Consider the following 22,785-nt stretch of genomic DNA (forward strand, 5'->3'; position numbering starts at 1 on the left):
ATGTCCTATTGCCTATCTGATGGTACTTATCGTAAGACCATGTTGTATCGAGTTTATGGTTAGTGCGTCTGTCTTATAGAGTCTATGTTATAAAGGACATAGCGCAGAACGCCATGTCCTTTATGGTTGTTAATGACTTAATACTCATACCCATTGCGTGACAAAACCGCGCTGCTGCCGTTAGGCGGTAATTATTTTGGCGCTTTGATAGCCAATTGATCGAAGACACCGCCATCGCTGAAATAAGTACTCATGATGTCATCCCATGTGCCAAACGCATCATTTGGGCGGAACGTTTCAACAGGTGGCAGTTTGTCACTGTTTTTATCAAGAACGCTTTTGACACTAGGACGTAGGTAAAGGTCAGCTGCTAACTGCTGAGCAGGCTCACTCCATAGATAGTCAAGATAAGCTTTTGCGGCCTCAGTGGTACCTTTTTTGTCCGTTACTGACTTCACAACGGCTACAGGGCTTTCTGACTTAATAGAATACTTTGGATAAACGATGTCCACTTTACCCGCTCCAAAATCAGTGGCTGCAAGATTGGCTTCGTTCTCAAACGTCACCAACACATCACCAATACCGCGCTGAACAAACGTGGTCGTAGCAGCACGTCCGCCATTCTCATAAACTTTGACATTTTTGAGCATGTCTTTCACATAGTTCTTAGCAGCGGTTTCATCGTTATTAAAAGCATGCAGGCCATAACCATAAGCACCTAAGAAAGCATAGCGACCATTGCCCGTCACTTTCGGGTTGGCCATGACAATCTCAACGCCCTCTTTGGTCAAATCCTGCCAATCGTTAATGCCCTTTGGATTGTCCTTACGCACCAAAAACACGATGGTACTGGTGAATGGCACAGCATTATCTGGGAACTTGCTTTGCCAATCTGATTCAACCAACCCTTTTTTCTCAAGCAGCTCAATATCAGAGCCTTGGTTCATGGTCGCTACATCTGCTTGCAAGCCATTGGCGACAGAGAGCGCTTGCTTGCTCGAACCACCGTGTGACTGATTAATGGTGATATTAGCATTTGGATTTTCTGCTTTATAATGCTCAACAAATAGCGGGTTGTAGTCTTTATAAAAATCGCGGGCCACATCATAAGAGACGTTTAACAGCTCGATAGTTTGACTGTCTGTCGTCGCCCCATCCGTACTTGCAGTTGTGTCTGCCTGCTCATTATTACTACAGCCAGCAAGACCTAAGGTCAATGCAACGCCTGCCATACCTAAAACGTTCAATGCTTTGCTTTTCTGCTGATATCGCGTGGCGTATGTCATAAATCCCTCAAAGGTATCTGTTAAATAATACCCGTATGCTAACAGCGCCATCTTATTATGTTTAATGATGAATATGCGTATGTTATTGCCAAAATGGAATAACACAAAACTGGCTTTCGTGCGATAAGGAGATTGACTAGAACCCTTAACAACGCCGCCAAAAAACCACCGAAAACACCTCTACGACCATTATCTCTATGACCATAGTATCTGGTATTTTCGGTAGTCTATGAATCAAATATAATATTGCCGCTGCTGGTTACTTTACTTGTGCCAGTTGATCAAAACGCCCACCGTCCACAAAGAATGTGTCCATAATTTGCTCCCACGGCCCCAAGACACTCACTGGTTCAAAGGTTGTAATGGCAGGTAAGGTATCTTTGTGTGCTGCAAGGACTTGCTCATTGCTAGGACGCATATACATCTGTGCCATAAGCTCTTGAGCTGGTGTCTCCCACAGACCTTTTAGGTAGGTGTTTGCAGCATCAGTCTTACCTGCTTTATCGGTAACAGCGGTCACCACTGCTACTGGGTTATTGATCAGTACAGAATAACTGGGGTAAACGATATCCACTTGTCCTTTAGCAAAATCTTTGGCTGCCAAGTGGGCTTCATTCTCAGTGGTAATCAATACATCACCAAGCCCGCGCTGGGTAAAGCTGGTCGTCGCTGCACGTGCGCCATTGTCATAAGTCACCACGTTCGCCAACAGGTCTTTGATAAAACCATCCGTTTTTACATGAGTCTCTGGGCTTTCTTTGAATTGATGCAAACCATAACCATAAGCGCCTAAAAATGCATAGCGAGCGGTACCACTGGTCTTTGGATTTGGCATAACGACCTTAATATCGTTACGGGCTAAATCTGACCAATCCTTGATATTTTTTGGGTTGCCATTACGCACAAGCAGTACCATAGTACTGGTGTAAGGGACGGCGTTATTTGGTAGTGCCTGCTTCCAGTCGCTAGCAACCAACCCTTTTTCAACCAACAAGTTCATGTCACTTTCTTGGTTAAAAGTCACCACATCTGCTTGCAAACCATTGGCAACGGACAGGGCCTGCTTACTTGAACCACCATGTGACTGTTTGATATTTACCTTACTACCTGGATTCTCTTTTTGATAATTTTCGCTAAAAAGTTCGTTATAATCCTTATAAAAATCACGTGATACATCATAAGAGACATTCAATAGGCTAACGTTTTTTGAGCTACCATCAGTGTTTGACGCATCTTGTGCTGCGCTCGTGTCGTTAGAGCCGCAGCCCGCCACCAATAAAGTCATCGCTAGTACGCCACTCATGCCAAGCAGTTGCACCTGTACGCCTTTGTTGTTAGATTTGATTGTTTTTTTGCTTATTGATTGCATAAATATTCTCGATAAAATGTTAGTGCCATTTTTTTAGAATCCCGCTATCAGGTATAAAGATGATAACGACTTAAGTGCGGCTCTATGGATAATGATCATATGCTAGCAGTTTGTTTGAAAAAGGCTTAATGACGAATCAGCTTATCGAGTGATTAACTTGGCATAAGTAATGTTATTATTGTGTCTCATACGATAGATTTTTCGGCCATGCATAACAGTTAAGCGTAAAGAGAATTTTCAATCGAATGAGATGGTAGTCAAGATTTTAAATATTTCCTATGACGTGCATGCTTTGAGTGCGCTATTGCCAGCACCTTGTTTGCTTACCGTTTTTCCAACTTGATTCTAAGGGCATCTTATGACCACTCATCTTTCCCATGCATCTCGTTTTTTTGTGGCTGCTTCCCTGTCCACTTCGGTTTTGTTGACGCTAAGTGGCTGTCATAATATGACCAGCAATACCACTAACCAAGTGACGAACCCCAAAGCCCCTGTGCCCAACCCTGTCATGCAAGCGGTGGTAGGAGACTATGCAGATGATGGCTATACTGACCGTGCACAAGGTTATGATTGGGTTGGTGTAATAGTACGGGCAGCAGGTGATAAGCAGATTGATATTAAAGTGCGTGCGCGCAGCGATCTCAAAAAACCCACGTGCCAGTTTGATGGTAAAGCCGTATTGATGGGTCAAGACGAGGCACATGGCATCATTTTTCAAACCAACGCCAACGACACTCAGATCTTTTTTCAATTTAAAGAAAACATCCTAACCATTGATGGGCAAGAGTCAGACGCATTAAGATATTTTTGTTCTGGCGGTGGCTCATTGGCAGGCAAATATAAAAAACTGAAAGCACCGTTAGAGTTGATGTAATCGCATTGATTGCAAACTTCAAACAAGAAAAAGGGAGTCAGATCGATGATCTGACTCCCTTTTTTAATCTTTAACGTTTAACCTTCTTTATCATCCAGCGCCGTAAAACCACGTCACATCGATGGGCGTGGATATCAGGCGTCAGCCGTTGTCATCTAGGATTGAGATTGCCTTGATAACCAAACCCATTGAGATCATAATTATTCCATGAAAACGCTCAAATTACGCATCAGAGACAAACACGCGAGTCAGCTAAATATCTTAGCTGGTTCGGTCAACTTTGTCTGGAATTACGTTAATGAGCTAAGTTTTAAACATCTTAAGCGCACAGGCAAATTCTTTTCAGCCTATGACTTAGCCACTTACACTAAAGGCAGTGGCGAATACCTAAATCTGCACAGCCAAACCTTACAAGCAGTGACCGAAACCCATGCCAAGGCTCGTAAACAGTTTAAAAAAGCCAAACTCAACTGGCGTACTAATAATCCGAAAGCCAAGCGTAGAAGTTTGGGCTGGATTCCTTTTAAAAAGACCGCGATTAAGCATATTAGTACGCGCCAAAGTGGTAGAAAGTCTCTGAAAAGCACCCTGCAATTCAGCTTAGCTAAGGGTAAAAAACTCACAATAGACCTATGGGACAGCTATAACCTCTCGCTCTATAGCATCAATACTTGCGAGTTAGTGCAAGACAATAGCGGTCATTGGTATGCTTGTGTCACCGTTAAAGAATTTCCAAAAACCGCTTGTGGTACTGGTCAAGTTGGTATTGATTTGGGCTGTAAAGAGTCAGCAGTTACCAGTAATGGTAATGTTTTGACCACTAAGCTGACTCATAAGTACGCTGAAAGACTGGCGATTGCTCAACGCGCTAAGCATAAAAAGCGAGTAAAGGCGATCCACGCCAAGATTAAAAATACTAGATTAGACCTGATTCATAAATTCACATCAAAGCTTGTTAAAGCCAACAATCTAATCGTTATTGGAAAGATAAAATCAACATCATTCACGTCAACCAAACTCGCCAAATCCGTCTATGACGCTGGTTGGTTTGAAATTAAGCGGCAACTGGATTACAAATGCAAGAATGCAGGTTGCCATTATATTGAAGTCAATGAAGCGTACACAACCCAAACCTGCTCGTGTTGCGGCTCACGCCAAGACAGTCCGAGAGGTAGAGCAGGGCTTGGTGTCAGAGTATGGTTTTGCAGTTCTTGTCAAACTGTCCATCAACGCGACGTTAATGGCGCTAAAAACATACTCGCGGTCGGGCTTGACCGTCTTTAGTAGGAATCCCCGTCCTTCGAGGGCGGGGAGGAAGTCAAACAGCAGAAGCGCCCGTTAGCTTAACTTCAGCACGCTCCTCGCGCGCAATGCCAGCATAATAATTGCGCAAAATCTCTAACACTTCTGGACGACTAAAGTTCTCTGGCACATCTTCATCTTCTGATAGGGCTTTACGCAGCTTGGTACCAGAAACCTTGACGTGCTCAGAAGCATCATGCGGACACGTTTTATCAGATGCCATGGCATTACAAGCGTTACACCAAAATGTCCAACCAATCTTTAGGGGCTGCGTGATCAAGTCGTCTTTGCCAACCTGTTCAAAAATGGTCTGCGCATCAAAAGCACCATAGTAATCACCAACGCCTGCATGGTCACGACCAACAATCAGATGGCTACAGCCATAGTTTTGACGGAACACCGCATGCAATAGTGCCTCACGTGGTCCTGCATAGCGCATGTCTAATGGATAACCAGCTTGAATTACGGTATCTTTTCTGAAATAGTTATCAATCAAGGTTTTGATCGCTTCTTGGCGTACTTCTGCTGGGATGTCACCCGGTTTTAGAGCGCCTAATAAGGAATGAATCAACACTCCATCACAGATTTCGATAGCAATCTTGGCCAAGTACTCATGCGAGCGATGCATTGGATTGCGAGTTTGGAAGGCAGCGACTGTTTTCCAGCCTTTGGCATCTAGAATTTCGCGAGTCTCAGCGGGTGTTTTATAGATCTCTGGATATAGCGTTGGGAACTCACCTTCACTTAATACCTCAACGCTACCTGCTACATTGACCGCTTCTTGGTTCAAGACTTGTTGAACCCCAGGATGCTCTGAGTCTGTGGTGGTAAATACTTTTTGGCACTCATATTCTTTATCAATCGTATAGGTTTCTTCTACCGTCAAAATACCCATGATCTCGCCATCTTGCGCCACCAACGCCACCTTATCGCCTTGGTTTAAGCTGTTTGCCGTTTCTTTGGGCGCAGATAAAGTGATGGGGATCGGCCAAAACAAGCCAGCGTTATCGCCACTTTGCATGCGCATGTCATCTACCACGCCTTTCCAATCAGCTTGATTCATAAAGCCATTCAATGGCGTAAAGCCACCAATACCAAACATAATCAAATCACCACGCTCTCTTGAGCTTAAAGTGATTGTTGGTAGTGTGCTGGCAAGCTTCAGTGCTTGGGTGCGAGCATCGCCATTTAACAATAATGGCTTAAGTACTGGGCTACCGTGAGGAGGAACAAGTTTTGATGTGGTCTGAGTCATAGGAATATTAAAACCTTACATGAAAAAAGTAGTCAAAAAGATAAGAGATAACGCAAGAAGTAGCTAAAACTGAGAAGCAGGTGCCAATAATCAGACGTTAAATATGATAAGCATAGGCTACCTAACTTTCTTTATGAAAATTTATGCTGTGTTTGGATATGGATATGTCTGAAAGGAATTTATGTTTATAGAAGCAAGCTTATATGATGGTAAGCTGAATTATTTATATTGCGATTAGTGCTGGGCGAGTCACATAGCCACAAAAAACGCCCCTCATCGCTGCTTTTAAGATTAAAAAAACTGAGATTACGTCATGTATCAATACAATTACGCTGACCAGACTTTGGTAGACGAACGAGTTGAACAGTTTCGCGACCAAACCAAACGTTTTTTGGCAGGTGAGCTGCCAGAAGAGCAGTTTTTGCCACTACGCCTGCAAAACGGCCTTTATATTCAGCGTTATGCACCGATGTTGCGCATTGCCATTCCTTATGGGCTCTTTGCTTCTTATCAGTTGCGCAAGTTAGCAGAAATCACGCGTAAATATGATAAGGGCTACGGGCACTTCACCACCCGTACCAATATTCAGCTAAATTGGCCAAAACTTGAAGACGTGCCAGATATTTTGGCAGAGCTGGCCTCAGTACAGATGCATGCGATTCAAACGTCGGGCAACTGTATTCGTAACACCACCACTGACCCTTATGCAGGTATCCATCAAGAAGAGATTGCGGATCCGCGCCCTTATTGTGAGATTATTCGCCAGTGGTCAACCTTTCATCCTGAGTTTGCGTTTTTACCGCGTAAATTTAAGATTGCGGTGGTTGGTACTGCCAATGATCGTGCAGCAACGCAAGTGCATGATGTAGGACTACATTTAAAAACCAATGAAGCCGGTGAGCTTGGTTTTGAAGTGCTGGTTGGCGGCGGGCTTGGTCGTACACCAGTGATTGGTAAAGTGATCAATGAGTTTTTACCGCGCCAGCACCTGCTCAGTTATTTGGATGCAATTTTACGCGTTTATAACTTACATGGTCGCCGTGATAATAAGTACAAAGCTCGTATCAAGATATTGGTTGAAAGCATGGGCGGCCCTGCCTTTGCCAAATTGGTCGATGCTGAGTGGGAAGCGCATACCAAAGACGGTCCGCTGACGTTGACCGAGGAAAATTTTGCGACTGCCAGCAGCTTTTTCACTGAGCCTGACTATCTGGCTTTTGATACTCTACAAGTGCAGTCTGATTTGCAAAAGCAGCTGGATGCTGATAAAGATTTTGCCAATTGGTACAACCAAAATACAGTGGCGCATAAAGTTGCGGGTTATCGTGCCGTGGTAATCTCTTTGAAAGCTGGGGTGGTCGATGGTCGCTATGTGCCTTCAGGTGATGTGAGCGAGTCACAAATGGACGCCCTTGCCGATCTTGCTGATAAATATAGCTTTAGTGAACTCCGCGGTACGTATCAGCAGAATTTGGTCTTCGCTGATGTACAGGCCAATCAGCTGTATGAGTTATGGCAACAGTTATCTACCTTGCATTTGGCTCGCGCCAATATCAACACACTCACAGATATGATCGTCTGCCCAGGCTGGGATTATTGCTCGCTTGCCAATGCGACGACCCACAACATCGCTGAGCAAATCGAAAAACAGTTCGATGATCTTGACTACCTATATGACTTGGGTGAGATTCGTCTCAACATGTCTGGCTGTATGAATGCGTGTGCCCATCACCATACGGGTGATATCGGTATCTTGGGTGTTGATAAAAAAGGTGAGCACTGGTATCAAATCAGCCTTGGTGGCAACTCCAGTAACGACGCTAAAATCGGTAAAATATTGGGCAAAGCTGTGCCAGCAACTGATGTAGCGGTTACCCTACAAAAAATTCTAGATGTTTATCTAGAACAGCGCGTAAGCAATGAGCAAGACGTAGAACGTTTTGGCGATCTGGTTGATCGTGTTGGTATTGCGCCCTTTAAGGAGAAGGTCTATGGGTAATCATCATGTGTTAAACCATGAAGGTGTTGATATCAGTCAAAACGATACGTGGTTAGCGCTTAGCACTAATGAGCTGCCAGATGGTATCGCACTGTCTCATATATCATTACTTGAGCTACTACAAAAACAAGAAAAACTTGAGGTCTTACTCCCCCTCTCTGATTTACTGGATTCGGCAGGCAAACTTGCTGGCGGTCTCTTAGAGCAAGTGAGTGACCTCGTAACCCAACATGCCAGTCGTGTTGGCGTATGGGTGACCGCGAATAGTGATACGGATCTACTAATTGGCTTGTCAGAGTTTTTATTACAGCAAGATTTGATTGTCATTCATGTGCCTGCTTTCACCGATGGACGTGGTTTTAGTTACGCCCAAACCCTACGCCAAATCGGCTACAAAGGGGAGATCCGTATAGCAGGACAGTTTGGCCGTGATCAAATTGCCTATCTGCTGCGTACTGGCGTTGATAGCTTTGTGCTGAATGAGCATGATATGCAATCTATCTCGGATATCAATCAAGCATTTAATGCACTTTCCAGCAGTTATGATGGTCGCAATGCCGCTGCATTACCGATGTTTTCAGGCAGCTAGTTCTCGGGTACCTAATTTTATTATTAAATTTTAATTAATCACTTTTATATTAACCACCATTAAGGAACGTATCATGAGTCAGTTACATCCAAATCTAGATATCGATCAAGCAAACCAAGACTTGCAAGGCAAATCACCAGAAGAAATCGTGGCATGGGCATTAACGCAAGCAAAAAACCCAATCATCACAACGAACTTCCGCCCTTATGAATCAGCCATCTTACATTTGGTTGCTAAGCAGCGTCCTAATATCACTGTACTGTGGGTCGATTCAGGTTACAATACTGATGCGACCTATCAATTTGCCAACAAAGTTATCCGTGATTTGAACTTAAACGTCATCACGTATATTCCTAAGCAAACAGCCGCTTACCGTGATGCAACCATGAACGGTATCCCAGGAATCGATAACCCACAGCATGATGAGTTTACGGACCAAGTAAAACTTGAGCCATTCCGCCGTGCTTTGGATGAGTTAAAGCCTGACGTGTGGTTCAACGCCATTCGTAAAGATCAGACCGAATTCCGCCAAGGTCTTGATGTGCTTAGCTTATCAAAAGATGGCGTGTTAAAAGTCGCGCCATTGTTTGAGAAAACCGATGCGGATCTAGACGTTTATCTTGATGAGCATAACCTACCAAACGAGTTTGATTATTTTGATCCAACCAAAGTAGAAGAAAGCCGTGAGTGTGGTCTGCATACTCAGTTATAATATTCGATAACCACTCACAGCATTACGCAACAATAAAAAAGCCCTCTCATTTTGAGAGGGCTTTTTTATTGTTGGGAATATACGTAAGAGTCGTTCGTTATACTGTTGACGACTATGTTGGCAACGACTAAAGCTATTTGCGACCTAGCACCCAACCGCCATCCATCAAAACGTTAGCGCCTTGCATATAATTAGAATCATCAGATGCCAAAAATACGGCAAGTGCAGCAATCTCTTCAGGCTTACCAGCACGCTGAGCAGGAATACGCGCTAGACGTTCATCCTCAATCCCTTCAGTCATTGGTGTTTCTATAAAACCTGGCGACAATGTATTAACTTTGATGCCCTGACTACCAAAATCGAAAGCTAACTGTTTCGAAAACCCTAAAATAGCATGCTTGGATGTAACATATGCTGAGCCGCCTGGGCCTGCCATTTGTGTCGCTTGCGAACCGACATTGATAATGGCGCCGCCGCCTTGCTTAATGAAATGCGGAATTACCATTTTGGAAGCCAGATAAGGCGCTTTGACATTAATCGCCATCAATTTATCGTAAAAATCTTCTTCTAGCTCAACAGCATTGTCATAAGCATCATGAATACCAGCACCGTTATATAAGATGTCAATCTGACCATAAGTCGTTAATGCTTTGTCAACAACGGCTTGAATATCGCTCTTTTCCGTCACATCAGCCTTTACAAAAATGGCGTCTTGATTGCTGTCTTTAATATCTTTAACAATTCGATTACCGTCTTCCTCATCGCGTCCTGTGACGACTACTTTAGCGCCTTCATTAGCAAATGCCTTAGCCGTCGCTTCACCCAATCCTGAAGTGCCACCAAATATAATCGCCACTCTGTCTTGTAATTTCATAGTATGCTTACTCTTTTTTAATTATCGATATACGATGGAAGATCCTAAGACATGCTAGCACACCCTAATTTTGGAATATGTTAGCGTGTGTTAGAAAATTTATTGATTTGAGAAAGTCATTTCATCTATTCCTATTGGCAAGAAAAATATCGTTTTTTATCTCAAAAACGAATATGCTAATGCCAATTCACTAGGTGAGAGTGTGTCTGTGATACCTCATAATGGCGGCATCCCTCATACCTTTTCTATTATTTATAATAAATAACTCAATATATGGTGACGCTATGAACACCTTCCCGCTATTTTTCAAATTAGAAGGCCGTAAAGTGCTCATCGTGGGCGGCGGCGAAGTGGCACTGCGTAAAGCTGACTTGCTGAGCCGTGCTGGCGCGTGCATTACGATTCTTGCGCCTGATATCAGCCATGAGATACAAGCCTTGCTAACGGATGATAAACACGAATTTATCTACGAGAATTATAATAAGCGCTATATGTCAGGTGCACGCGTGATCATTGCTGCGACTGACGATGAAACGCTTAACCATAAGATTCACGCCGATGCGACTGAGCTAAATATCCCGGTCAATGTGGTCGATACGCCGCCATTGTGTGATTTTATTTTTCCAGCGATTATTGACCGTAACCCCATTGTGATTGGGATTTCATCCAATGGTAAAGCGCCCGTATTGGCACGGCTATTACGGGCACGCCTTGAGACACTAATTCCGCAAGGCTATGGTAAATTGGCCAAGCTGGCAGGTGATTTCCGTAGTGAGGTAAAATCCAAAATACCAACGCTCACTGGACGGCGGCAGTTTTGGGAGCGTGCGTTTGAAGGTCAAGTCAGCCAGCTGATGTTTGCTGGCAACGAAAATGAAGCCATCGCACAACTCAAAGCCGACCTAGACCGTACCGCAGAAGCACTTGATGAGAAAAAGGCAACAGAACAGACGGTAGCAGCTGCCGTATCAGATGACTCAGTAGACGCTCAAACCCCAGTGGGCGAAGTCTATATTGTTGGCGCAGGCCCAGGTGATCCAGAACTGCTCACCTTTAAAGCGCTGCGCTTGATGCAGCAAGCAGATATTGTTTACTACGATGCACTGGTATCACCGCAAGTGTTGGATTTGTGCCGCCGTGATGCGGACAAAGTATTTGTGGGTAAAAAACGCAGCAATCACGCAGTGGCACAGCTCGGTATTAATGAGTTATTGGTCAATAGCGCCAAGCAAGGTCGCCGCGTGGTACGTCTAAAAGGTGGTGATCCCTTTATCTTTGGACGTGGCGGCGAAGAGATTGAGAGCCTACGTGCTCATGGTGTGCCTTATCAAGTTGTACCAGGTATCACAGCTGCTAATGCCGCAGCAAGCTACGCGGGCATTCCGCTGACCCATCGTGACCATTCGCAATCCGTGCGCTTTGTCACAGGCTTTTTGAAGGCAGGCGCGCCCAATAGCAATTTTAAAAACTTTTTGGATACCGATGAGACTGTGGTGTTTTACATGGGTCTACATTCGCTGGAACGGTTGACTGAAGGTTTGATGCAGGCCGGTCGCAGCCAAGATACACCCATTGCTATTGTATCCAATGCCAGTATGCCCAACCAGCAAGTATTAACAGGCACACTTGACACCATTGTCGCCAAGCAAGCGCACGCGCAATTACCAACGCCTGCCCTATTGATCATGGGCGATGTGGTCAGCTTACATCATGATTTGTCTTGGTATAATCAGTACAATCAAAACAGCGATGACACAGCGGATAACTGGTTACGCGAAGGCATATCAAGTCTGAATAAAGACAAAAAGTCATCTACAAGTCAGCAAGCACATGCCCTTTCTATGGTTGCCAATCTTGCTGAGTGACAAGAGAGTATTTAAGGTCCTAGATTAAACGCCTACTGACAACGTCAAAAGCCCTGCCAAATAATTGGTAGGGCTTTTTTCTATAAGGCAACAGAGCAAATCTACCCAAATCTTGCTAGAATAAAACCTGTCTATCCAATGTTCGCACGTTTAATGATAAGCCCTACTATGTCCATACCTGACACGCCCAAATATGCTGCCACAAAACCTCTAAAGATTTTGCACACCTCCGATTGGCATTTGGGGCGACGGCTGTATGGGCGATTGCGTTATAGCGAATTTGAAGCATTTTTAAGTTGGTTACAAGCCACTATTAGCGCACAGCAAGTAGATATCTTGATCGTTGCTGGTGATATCTTCGATACCATGACTCCGAGCAATAAAGCCCAAGCGCTTTATTATGAGTTTTTGGGTAAGGTTTCAAAATCCTGCTGTCAGCATGTGGTTATCGTCGCTGGCAACCATGACTCACCAACGTTTTTGGATGCGCCAAGCAATGTGCTCAAATTTTTGAATGTTCATGTGATTGGGACGGCTTGTGATGATTTAGAAGACGAAGTATTGGTCTTAGGTGATGATGATAACAATCCTCATTGCATCATTGCAGCTGTGCCCTACTTGCGTGATCGTGATGTGCGTAGCAGTAGCGCTGGCGAGTCTGCAGATAGCAAAGATGCCAATGTTATCAAAGGTATTGGCGCCCACTATAATGAAGTAGCAAGTATTGCGAAAGGAAAGCAGGCAGAATTAATAAAAATTCATCAACGGCATATTCCTATCATTGCCACAGGTCATCTATTCGCTGCTGGTGGCAAAACAACCGATGATGATGGCGTGCGCGATCTCTATGTTGGCTCACTTGGCCAAATCTCCGCTGATATGTTTGATGAGGGTTTTGACTATGTCGCCCTTGGGCATTTACACGTCCCGCAGCGCGTTGGTGGTCTTGAAAGTATTCGCTACTCAGGCTCACCTATTGCGATGGGGTTTGGTGAAGCTCGCCAGCAAAAGCAAGTTTTACTCATACAGTTTGGTGCTACTGAATCTTTTGATAATGATAGCTTAAGGCCAAACGCCATTCCTCAGCTTGCCAGCAAAGATACTAATGTTAAAACTGAACAAGCTGGTTTTATAGATGACTTGTTTGGCTTTGACGCGCCAGCTGCTAATCATGAGATGGCAACAACAGCTATTCAAGAGGATACTGACAACCAGCAAGAGCACGACCATAAATCCAAACCTAATAATGACTCAGATCAAATGCAAGTCACGTCCCTACCCGTTCCAACATTTCAACAACTGGCACAAATATCTGGTGACTTAACAATGATCGCCAATACCATCAAAGCGCTGATCTTAACAGAATCGATTTGGTTAGAAATTGTCTATACAGGTGACGAGATTGTCAGCGATTTACGTGAACAGGTACAAGGGATGGTAGAGGATTTGCCATGTGAGGTATTAAAAATTAAAAACACGCGTACTTATAATAAAATTCTTAATCAGCAGCAAACCTCTGAGACACTACAAGATCTAAATGAGATGGAAGTGTTTGAGCGCTGCTTGACGATAAATGATGTGGCTGATTCTCAAAAAGACTCATTGCGCGATGCCTATGGTCAGATACTTTATCACTTACATCATGAGGACAAGTTGGCTGAGTGATATAAATGGTAAATCATTATCGCACTTCTATTGTTTATCTTTCTAAATTTTCGCAGTTGTTGCTATCACTAATAATAAGATATATCCATGCGCCTCATTGAACTCAGACTCAAAAACCTAAACTCTTTAAAAGGCGAATGGCATATAGATTTCGCTGATACCGCTTTTACCAATGAAGGGATCTTTGCGATCACAGGACAGACTGGCGCTGGCAAGACCACCATATTGGATGCCATCTGTTTAGCATTATATGGTGAAACACCAAGAATCAACAGTATCAGCAAAAGCAGCAATGAAGTAATGACACGGCAAACAGCGGAATGCTTCGCTGAGGTCGTGATTGATTTGAATGGTGAGCAGTACCGCTGTCGCTGGGGACAGCGCCGTGCTTATAATAAAGCGGACGGTAATCTGCAAGACGCAACTCATGAGATTGCTCAAATACACGTTGATGATCCGTCAAAAAAGGATGAGCTGTTAGAGAGCACTTTAAAGCACACCAAAAACAAAATTATTGAGCTAACTCGGATGGATTTTCAGCAATTCACTCGCTCGATATTGCTCGCTCAAGGCAGTTTTTCAGCTTTTTTGAAAGCCAAAGCCGACGAACGTGCTGACATTTTAGAGAAAATTACGGGCACTGATATTTATGCCACCATTTCAGCACACGTTCATAATAAAAAGCGCACTGAAGAAGAGATATTGAGTAAGCTGCAATACGGTTTAGATGGCTTGGCGCTTTTAGATACTGAAGAAGAAGCTCAATTAAGAACCGAATTACAATCACATCAAAGTACCCAAAGTACGCAGCAGCAAATCATTCAAGATTTGGTCGAAAAAATTAAATGGCTAGATAGTGTTACAGAGGCAAAAGAAAAGCTGAGTGTCTATCAAAATGATCTTGATGATGCTCAGCAAGCGCAGCAAGATTTTATTCCTAATGCTAAACGCTTAACCGCTGCTAATAAGGCGTTGGAGATTGATAGTCAATTTGGTCAACTGACCCACAATCGTGATAGCCTAAAACACTTGCAAGATGAACAGCAGAAAATAAATCAGACATTACCGCAGCAGGAAGACAATCGAAAGCAGGCTACTACGAACTTAGAGACAGCACAAGCTCATCTACAAGCCGCTAATGAAGAATGGACTGTCGCCTCGCCTAACATTAGAGAGGTGCGCAGACTTGATGTAGAAATTGCGCAGAATAAGCGCACTTTGGAAGAAACTCAGCAAAGACGACAAGACTTATCTATTAGTACTCAGCATTTGCGTCAAGAGATAGATAATCATAAAAAAGAAGCAGCGCGCAATCAAACTCAATTAGCAGGTATCGAGCACGACCTTGATACTGCAAATGATTTAAATGACATCGACGGCGATATTGCTAATTTTAAGAGTTATTGCACAAGTTTAAGAGCACTGTTGCAAGACAATGCTGATCTAATCATCAACCAGACTAGTCAGAAAAGCAATATAGACCAGTATCAAAGCCGTCTTAAAACCTTGCATCAACAACAAGAGGAACAAGCGAATAAAGAAAAAGCACTGCAAGCTGAGACCAAAGCGCTACAACAACAGCAAACCGCCTTGATCCAAGTACAATCATTGTCTGATATACGCCAAGAGCAAGAACAGATTGATGGCCTTAATCGTCAGCTTGAACAAATAGAGTTAAAAGCAGATAAGTGGCATGAGATTAGCGCACAGATCAAAGATATAGACACCGCGCTACCAGTAATACAAGACGATCTGGTAGCGCTGGCTGATATCATTGCTGATAAAACGCATACTATCCAATCCACTAAAGACAAGCGGCAAGACAAACAAACACAGATGTATCTACTACAAAAAGTAGCCACCTTAGAAAGTCACATTGCTGATCTAAAAGACGGTCATCCCTGCCCGCTGTGCGGATCGCTTGAGCATCCTTATGGCGCAAGCCATCCGCATTTGGTATCAGATACTGAAGCGGACCAGATTCAGCAACATATAACAGATCTAGATGCTATCATATCCGACTTGGAAAATACCTTATCTGCGCATCGTATCAGTCAGGCGACCAAACAACAGCAGTTTGAGCAGCAGCAAAATCAGAAAAATCGACTACTAGATCAAGCACAAAAACTAACAGCTGATATCAAGCAGTCAGTGAGTTTAGTGCTGGAGAAAAACTACTCGCCATTTATCGCGGCAACGATACGTCCATTGCAGCAACTTGAGACACAGGTAGATATACTACCGTTGTTAGAGAGCACTCAGCATCAACTTGCCGAACGTAGAAGCTCTCTTAAAGACACGCTGTCCAACTATGAAACGTGTAGCGAGCAGCTTGCTACTATACGGGGTGACATTAGCGCTTTAGTACAACAGCAGCATAAGCTGGCAAGGGATATTAATGAGATTGAGACGGATATTAAAATAAAATCTGCGAGTATGGATACGATAGATAAAAAAATTCACGATAATTTTTCTGAATTAACCACTCTTAAAAATGACATCATGCAGCTATTATCGAGATACGCCACTGGCACGTTTCAGTCAGACGCAATCACGCAGATACGCGCCTCGCAGCCCACTTTACACCCCCTGATGGAAAGTATTGATAGCCAAGTTATCCTAAACGAGGCGGATTATCATACGCATATCAATACATTGCGTCAGCAGCACGCTGCGCTTACGGCTGTAAAAAATGAGTTTAATAACTATAAAGAGCAGCATCAAACACTGACGACAGTACTAGGTCGTCTAGAAATACAGATCGATACCAAACAAACCCAGTTGGATAAAGACCAACAGGAGCTTGATAGGTTGGTTCAATTTGTGATTGAAAAAACAGAGGCGCTTGAGCAGTTACAAACAAACAGAGCAAATGTATTCGCTAACAAAGATCCTGATGCAGAAGAGCAGCGTTTGCGCGAGGCGTTAGAACAAGCCAAAACCGATCAGTCCGTTGCCCAAAGACAACTAGACAATGCTGAGTACACGCTTAAGCAATTACTTGAGAAACAGCGATATGTGGTTGAACAAATAACCACGGTGAGAAGTACGCTCAACACTCAAGAAGATAGCTTTAAGTTGATACTTGCTGCTTCTGACTTTATGGATGAAACGGATTTTACGAATGCGTGGTTGCCAATTGGTGAGCGTAATACGCTCAAGCAGCAGCAAGAACGTATTGATTATGCGCTCCAGCAAGCGCAGTCTCTGTTGAAAGAAACCGAGAAAGCATTGGAAGATAAGCAAGCTAATCCGCTGACAACAGACGATCGAGAGACACTTACTCAGCAGCAAGCGCAAGTCCAAGAGAAGTTTAATAGCTGCATTGAGTCTATTGGTGCGATCAGTCAGCGTCTAAAAGACAACGAAGATAAGAAAAACACACAGCAAGCACAAATTGATGCCATCAATGCCCAAAAGGATAAGTTGCAAGTTTGGCAACAACTGCATAAATTGATTGGCTCATCCGATGGCAAAAAGTATCGTACCTTTGCTCAAGGCCTCACTTTTGATCTTATGGTCAATCATGCCAACACTCAGCTACAAAAAATGAGTGATCGTTACCTGCTGATCCGCGATGATGACAGCCCGCTTGAATTGAACGTCATCGACAATTATCAAGGTGGTGAGATTCGTAGCACCAAAAACCTGTCAGGCGGCGAAGGGTTCATTATCAGTCTGGCACTTGCGCTAGGACTGTCACAAATGGCCAGTCAAAATATCCGCGTGGACTCACTATTTTTAGATGAAGGATTTGGCACATTAGATGAGGAATCATTGGATATTGCACTGGATACCCTCACCAGCTTACAGCAAGAAGGCAAATTGATCGGTGTAATCTCTCATATGCAGGCACTAAAAGATCGCATCTTAACTCAGATTAAAGTTGAAAAGCTCTCTGGCGGCTTTAGTCAAATCAGTGGTCAAGGTTGCCGGCGAGTCGCCCACTAAAATTTAAAACCGATCATATCTACCTGATAATCATCAGACAATAAAAAACCACCGTTAACACTAACGGTGGTTTTTTTATGAAACGACTATTTTATTTGCTCACTAAACCACTAATCTCGCTCATGAGTACAGAAAGCGTCGATAGACTGACTTTGCTGTCTTCATTACTATCAAGCTTGTTCATCTCTGACTCTATAGACGCTAAGCTGTCTAAATGACGTGAGCGCCACTCACCAAATGCTTGCTTAGCATCTGGTTTTGACAATACCGCATCCATCAGTAAGCGTAAGCTACGTGTCAGCTCATTCACTAGTGCATGGCGGGCACGGCGATCCCAATAACCTTGCTGCGGTAAATCAGCGATGTTACCCATCATCCAATCGAGTTGCAACACTTGATAGGCTTCGAAGTATAATGTGGCAATCTCATCAACAGGGCGACCATATTGTTCAGCCAAAAGTGCGGCATCCAGTGCATCAACATGATATGGCAGCATGGCAAACAAGGTGGCATCGCTATTAGATAGATCATCCTGCATCAAGCTTGTGGTATCTTCTTCTAGATACTGGGCAAATTGCTGCTCAATGAAGCCACCTGACTTGGTGAGTTTTTCCACGCTATTGCTAAAGCGGCTAATCATGTCTGTGACTTGCAAATCTTGACCAAAGGCATTGATAAACCACACCACGCCGCGTTCAAGCGCATCACGCAGACGCAGCTCAAGGGTGAGTAGCAATTTAGCATCCGCTTGATTGTCTAGATCTTCAAGCGTTTTCCATGCTTTAGACACATTAAAGACATCACGAGTGATCGCATAACCACGAATAATGGTGGCCAGTGACTGATCTGTTTCCTCATAAAGACGGAACAAGGCTTCAATACCCAAACGGTTGACGACACTATTCGTCAAATAAGTACTGATAATCTCACGATGCAAGCGATGCTTCGTCATCTCATCAAAGAAGCGTTCTGCCAATTCATCAGGGAAGTACTTGCGTAGCTCATTGATGAAGTACGGGTCATCTGGCAAATCAGACAATAACAAGTTGTCATAAACCCACATTTTGCCATAAGCCATGATGACCGCCAACTCAGGATTGGTTAGGCCAGTATCTGCTTTTTGACGCTTAGCAATTTCTTCATCCGATGGCAAATACTCAATAGCTCGATCCAGACGACCTTCACCCTCTAACATCTGAATGAAGCGTTGATGTTCGCTTAAGTTTGCTGATGCTTGAAGCTGACTTAGCTCAATTGCTTGCGGCTGCAAGTAATTTTGGCGCAATACTAGCTCTGCCACGGTATCTGTCATGCTTTCTAACAGCTCATTACGTTGCTTCAACGTCATATCGCCTTGCTCAACCACTTTACCGAGCAAGATTTTGATATTGACTTCGTGATCCGAGCAGTTTACACCGCCTGAGTTATCAATCGCATCGGTATAAATGCGGCCACCTGTTTGTGCGTATTCGATACGTCCTTGCTGAGTAAAACCTAGGTTGCCACCTTCACCAACGATGGCAGCACGTAGCTCGTTACCATTGATACGCAGCGCATCATTGGCACGGTCACCAACATCCGCATGCGTTTCATTAGCGCTTTTAACATAAGTACCGATACCGCCGTTCCAAATCAGGTCAACGGGTGCTCGTAGTAATGCACTGATCAAATCATTAGGCGTTAGGCTGTCCTCACTGATGTCAAAAACAGCTTTCATCTCTGGACTGATAACGATGGTTTTGTCTTGACGTGAGAATATACCACCGCCCTGACTGATTAATGATTGCTCATAATCTTCCCACGACGAGCGTGGCAGCTCAAACAGACGAGCACGTTCTGCATAAGAAGCGGCTGTGTCTGGATTCGGATCAATAAAGATATGCAAGTGGTTAAATGCTGCCACCAACTTCGTATGAGTTGACAATAGCATACCATTACCAAATACGTCTCCACTCATATCACCGATACCAATGACGGTAAAGTTATCACGATTTTGAATGTCCATACCGCGCATACGGAAGTGGCGCTTGACCGACTCCCAACCACCGCGAGCAGTGATACCCATCGCTTTATGGTCATAGCCTACTGAACCACCAGAAGCAAAGGCATCATCAAGCCAGAAGTTATATTCAGCAGCTAATGCATTAGCGATATCTGAGAAAGTTGCTGTCCCTTTATCCGCAGCAACGACCAGATACGGGTCATCTTCATCATGACGCACGGTGTTGGCTGGCGCGACAATGTGCCCATCGACAATGTTGTCTGTGATATCGAGCATACCGCGTAAAAACGTCTGATAGCAGGCAATACCTTCAGCTTGAAACGCTTCACGGCCATCTGCCATGGTTTTGGTTTTGACAATAAAGCCGCCTTTTGAGCCAACAGGCACAATGACTGCGTTTTTAACCATCTGTGCTTTGACCAGACCCAGTACTTCGGTACGGAAGTCTTCCATACGATCGGACCAGCGTAGACCACCGCGAGCCACTTTTCCGCCGCGTAAATGCACCGCCTCAACACGTGGTGAGTAAACGAATATCTCAAACATTGGCTTTGGTTTAGGCAAGTTTGGAATGTCTGCTGCCAAGAACTTAAACGACAGACGATCTTTGCGTTGACCATCCGCATCTGTTTGATAGAAGTTGGTACGAACCATCGCATTGATTAAGTCTAAGTACCAACGCAAAATGCGATCTTCATCTAAGCTATCGACATCGGCAAGCGCTGCATTGATTTTTCCTTGAATTTGAGAGGTTTTCTCTGCGCGTGCCTCATTGCTATACTTAGGATTCATACGAGCATCAAACAGATTGCTCAATGCCACGCTAATGTCGCTATTTTTGACAACCGTTTGCTGAATATAAGTACTGGAGAATGGGGCGCGTGCTTGCATCATGTAACGCGATAAGGCACGTAATAAGACCACATCATAAGTATCAAGATTGGTAATTAGTACCAACTCGTTAAACGAATCGCTTTCGACCTGTCCTGCCCAAATCTGCTTGAGACTGTCTTCAAATTGACCGCGTACCACCTGCATGTTGACGGTATCAACGTGCTCTAGTGTCAACTCGTATTCTTGCATCCAAATAGGCTGCTCTGGTAAGTCAAATTCATAAGTCTGTGCTGAAATGACGGACACACCGAAGTTTTCAAGAATTGGTAATACTTTTGACAAAATGACAGGTTGCTCACGACCATACAGCTTTAGATGCAACTGGTTGCTTGCGTCGCCCGTTGATTGGTACAGATGCCAGATCATTGGCTGCTCTGCTGTCAATCCTGCCAAGCGTTTGGTGTCCTCAACGGCAGTACGAGCATCAAAACGCTCTTGATAAGCCGCTGGTATGTAGTTTAAGAAGCGACGGTTCAACGCGTTGGCTTGCTGCTCGCCCACATTATCAAGCAGCATTTTTTGATAGCTGTCACTCCATGATTGCATCAATGCAGATAGCTTGGCTTCAAGCACTTCAGTATTGACGTCATTTACCTGACCGGGTACGGTACGAACGTGTACATGAACGCGGGCATGCGCAGACTCATTGAACTCAGTGGTAAAACCCGATGATGTGCCGCCGTAAGCTTCTTTCAAGACGTTTTGTACTTTGATACGCAGCTCAGTGTTGAACTTATCACGTGGGATGTAGACCAAGCATGAGACAAAGCGCTGATAATGATCGATGCGGCTGAACAGGCGCAGACTCTTTTTGTCTTGTAATTGACTGATACCAGACACAATCGGATACAGCTCTTCAACGCCAGCCTGAAACAAGTCATCACGAGGCAAGGTATTGATAACGTGCATCAGTTTATGGTGTGCATGTCCATCACGTGGTAATTCTGCCATCTTCATGATTTTGTTGGCTTTTTCACGTAATAGCGGTATTTGCTGTACGGTAAGTTGATAGGCTTGTGACGTCAATAAACCCACAAAGCGATATTCACCGACCAGCTTGCCATTGTCATCAAACTTATGGATACCCAAAAAGTCCATATATACAGAACGGTGTATAGGCGATACACGGCTTGATTTAGACAACATCAAGACACGTGGTTCCGTCAGTAGCTGCTTTAATACTTTAGGCAGTTGGCTAAAGCTTTCTGACAACTTGTCTTCTTCAGCCCCGCGTAATAACCCAAGACCGCTATTGCCGATTGCAAACAAATCCAAGTCACTCGGTTCTGAATTGACTTCGATCGCTTGGCCACCTTCTAAACGGTATTCACGGTACCCTAAGAATATGAAATGATCGTCCAAAATCCAATCTAAAAATGCTTGTATCTCTTGCTGCGAATAAAAGACTTCTGGCAACGGTTTGTTGGCCAATTCAGCCTTGATATTCATCAGCTGCGAACGCATTTGCTTCCAATCGCCGACGACAGTATCCAAAGTATCAATTTTGGTCAACAGCATTTGCTGTAATGCGGCCAAATCTTTGTTGTCTTGATAAGCAATTTCACAGTGAATCAAAGACAAATGAGAAGTCGCACTTTCATGCGCGCCTTCAACGTGAGTGATTTGTCCATCGTCATCACGCTGCACGCTAACAATAATATTGTACGTACGATGAACATCGATGCCTTCTGCTTCAAGGCTCATTAGGATAGTGTCGACTAAGAAAGGTCTATCATAAGCCACAATTTGGATAACCGTGTGTGAGCTATGAAAATGCTGCTCTTCTGCCTTTGGATTGATTACAGTCAGTTGCGGCTTGCTGCCATCATAGGCTTTGAGTAGCGTAAAGTGATGCAGTGCCATCCCGGCCAAATCAGCATTACTAACAGTCTTCGCTGCCTCTTGATGCAACGGCTGATAATAACTATGAACAAAATGGTCGAATAATGATTTGTCTTTTTGTACATAACTGGTAGCAATATCGCTTATCTGGCTGATGCGCTCTTTTGCGATACTGAGAGAGTTTGGCATGTCCTTCGTCCTTTTTTACAGGTTTGGTTTAGCATTTATTTATCTGATTTATTAATCTGTACTGACTACCATCACCATAAGAATATAAGCACTATTCTTTATGAAGCGCAGTAGTAT

12 protein-coding genes and 1 pseudogene are annotated in these 22,785 nt (G+C 44.0%); 8 read left to right on the forward strand and 5 right to left on the reverse strand.

Annotated elements, in window-relative coordinates; translation table 11 throughout:
- Positions 1-191: 191 nt before the first annotated feature.
- Both FW759_RS00975 and FW759_RS00980 read right to left on the reverse strand, forming a co-directional pair.
- Positions 192-1,232, reverse strand: a complete 1,041-nt coding sequence (locus FW759_RS00975) for a sulfate ABC transporter substrate-binding protein (protein ID WP_353671548.1) — start codon at positions 1,230-1,232, stop codon at positions 192-194.
- 313 nt (positions 1,233-1,545) lie between these two features.
- On the reverse strand, positions 1,546-2,655 hold the full coding sequence (locus FW759_RS00980; protein WP_443509005.1) for a sulfate ABC transporter substrate-binding protein: 1,110 nt from the start codon (positions 2,653-2,655) through the stop codon (positions 1,546-1,548).
- 448 nt (positions 2,656-3,103) lie between these two features.
- Here FW759_RS00980 and FW759_RS00985 point away from each other — a divergent pair, with 448 nt between their 5' ends.
- Positions 3,104-3,529 carry a hypothetical protein gene (locus FW759_RS00985; protein WP_443570379.1) on the forward strand — a complete coding sequence of 142 codons (426 nt, stop codon included), beginning with the start codon at positions 3,104-3,106 and terminating at the stop codon, positions 3,527-3,529.
- A gap of 207 nt (positions 3,530-3,736) precedes the next feature.
- Positions 3,737-4,911, forward strand: a pseudogene (locus tag FW759_RS00990) (RNA-guided endonuclease InsQ/TnpB family protein).
- On the opposite strand, the gene sat reads toward FW759_RS00990, so the two are convergent.
- On the reverse strand, positions 4,848-6,086 hold the full coding sequence (gene sat / locus FW759_RS00995; protein ID WP_131397543.1) for a sulfate adenylyltransferase: 1,239 nt from the start codon (positions 6,084-6,086) through the stop codon (positions 4,848-4,850). The pseudogene FW759_RS00990 and the gene sat sit on opposite strands and share 64 nt — an antisense overlap.
- A 313-nt stretch (positions 6,087-6,399) precedes the next feature.
- Between sat and FW759_RS01000 the strand changes: the two genes are divergently transcribed.
- The 3 genes from FW759_RS01000 (at position 6,400) to FW759_RS01010 (ending at position 9,386) form a co-directional block, all read left to right on the forward strand.
- On the forward strand, positions 6,400-8,085 hold the full coding sequence (locus tag FW759_RS01000) for a nitrite/sulfite reductase (protein ID WP_446441926.1): 1,686 nt from the start codon (positions 6,400-6,402) through the stop codon (positions 8,083-8,085).
- Positions 8,078-8,674, forward strand: coding sequence for a DUF934 domain-containing protein (locus tag FW759_RS01005; RefSeq protein ID WP_131397547.1), 597 nt, complete (start codon positions 8,078-8,080; stop codon positions 8,672-8,674). Before FW759_RS01000 ends, FW759_RS01005 begins: the two co-directional genes overlap by 8 nt.
- A gap of 73 nt (positions 8,675-8,747) precedes the next feature.
- On the forward strand, positions 8,748-9,386 hold the full coding sequence (locus FW759_RS01010) for a phosphoadenosine phosphosulfate reductase domain-containing protein (RefSeq protein WP_446441927.1): 639 nt from the start codon (positions 8,748-8,750) through the stop codon (positions 9,384-9,386).
- Between the two features lie 133 nt (positions 9,387-9,519).
- Here FW759_RS01010 and FW759_RS01015 read toward each other — a convergent pair whose 3' ends face one another.
- Entirely contained in the window at positions 9,520-10,260 is a 741-nt protein-coding gene (locus FW759_RS01015; protein ID WP_062844619.1) for an SDR family NAD(P)-dependent oxidoreductase, read from the reverse strand.
- Between the two features lie 284 nt (positions 10,261-10,544).
- On the opposite strand from FW759_RS01015, the gene cysG reads away from it, so the two are divergent.
- From cysG to FW759_RS01030, 3 genes are all read left to right on the forward strand, one after another.
- Positions 10,545-12,125: a siroheme synthase CysG gene (cysG, locus tag FW759_RS01020; protein ID WP_131397551.1), complete on the forward strand. Its 1,581-nt coding sequence runs from the start codon at positions 10,545-10,547 to the stop codon at positions 12,123-12,125.
- Between the two features lie 168 nt (positions 12,126-12,293).
- On the forward strand, positions 12,294-13,790 hold the full coding sequence (locus tag FW759_RS01025) for an exonuclease SbcCD subunit D C-terminal domain-containing protein (RefSeq protein WP_443570376.1): 1,497 nt from the start codon (positions 12,294-12,296) through the stop codon (positions 13,788-13,790).
- A gap of 87 nt (positions 13,791-13,877) precedes the next feature.
- Positions 13,878-17,741: an AAA family ATPase gene (locus FW759_RS01030; protein WP_446441928.1), complete on the forward strand. Its 3,864-nt coding sequence runs from the start codon at positions 13,878-13,880 to the stop codon at positions 17,739-17,741.
- Between the two features lie 91 nt (positions 17,742-17,832).
- Here FW759_RS01030 and FW759_RS01035 read toward each other — a convergent pair whose 3' ends face one another.
- A complete protein-coding gene (locus tag FW759_RS01035) occupies positions 17,833-22,668 on the reverse strand; it encodes an NAD-glutamate dehydrogenase (RefSeq protein WP_446441929.1) in 4,836 nt (1,611 codons plus the stop codon).
- Positions 22,669-22,785 lie beyond the last annotated feature (117 nt).

The organism is Psychrobacter sp. 1176_08 (assembly GCF_052850615.1).

What these genes read in the sequence shown, in the direction of transcription:
- FW759_RS01000 (WP_446441926.1), top strand. Translation starts at nt 6,400, where the DNA reads ATGTATCAATACAATTACGCTGACCAGACTTTGGTAGACGAACGAGTT.
- FW759_RS00985 (WP_443570379.1), top strand. Translation starts at nt 3,104, where the DNA reads ATGACCAGCAATACCACTAACCAAGTGACGAACCCCAAAGCCCCTGTG.
- FW759_RS01025 (WP_443570376.1), top strand. Translation starts at nt 12,294, where the DNA reads ATGTCCATACCTGACACGCCCAAATATGCTGCCACAAAACCTCTAAAG.
- FW759_RS01010 (WP_446441927.1), top strand. Translation starts at nt 8,748, where the DNA reads ATGAGTCAGTTACATCCAAATCTAGATATCGATCAAGCAAACCAAGAC.
- FW759_RS01035 (WP_446441929.1), bottom strand. Translation starts at nt 22,668, where the DNA reads ATGCCAAACTCTCTCAGTATCGCAAAAGAGCGCATCAGCCAGATAAGC.
- FW759_RS01030 (WP_446441928.1), top strand. Translation starts at nt 13,878, where the DNA reads ATGCGCCTCATTGAACTCAGACTCAAAAACCTAAACTCTTTAAAAGGC.
- FW759_RS01015 (WP_062844619.1), bottom strand. Translation starts at nt 10,260, where the DNA reads ATGAAATTACAAGACAGAGTGGCGATTATATTTGGTGGCACTTCAGGA.
- sat (WP_131397543.1), bottom strand. Translation starts at nt 6,086, where the DNA reads ATGACTCAGACCACATCAAAACTTGTTCCTCCTCACGGTAGCCCAGTA.
- FW759_RS01005 (WP_131397547.1), top strand. Translation starts at nt 8,078, where the DNA reads ATGGGTAATCATCATGTGTTAAACCATGAAGGTGTTGATATCAGTCAA.
- FW759_RS00980 (WP_443509005.1), bottom strand. Translation starts at nt 2,655, where the DNA reads ATGCAATCAATAAGCAAAAAAACAATCAAATCTAACAACAAAGGCGTA.
- FW759_RS00975 (WP_353671548.1), bottom strand. Translation starts at nt 1,232, where the DNA reads ATGGCAGGCGTTGCATTGACCTTAGGTCTTGCTGGCTGTAGTAATAAT.
- cysG (WP_131397551.1), top strand. Translation starts at nt 10,545, where the DNA reads ATGAACACCTTCCCGCTATTTTTCAAATTAGAAGGCCGTAAAGTGCTC.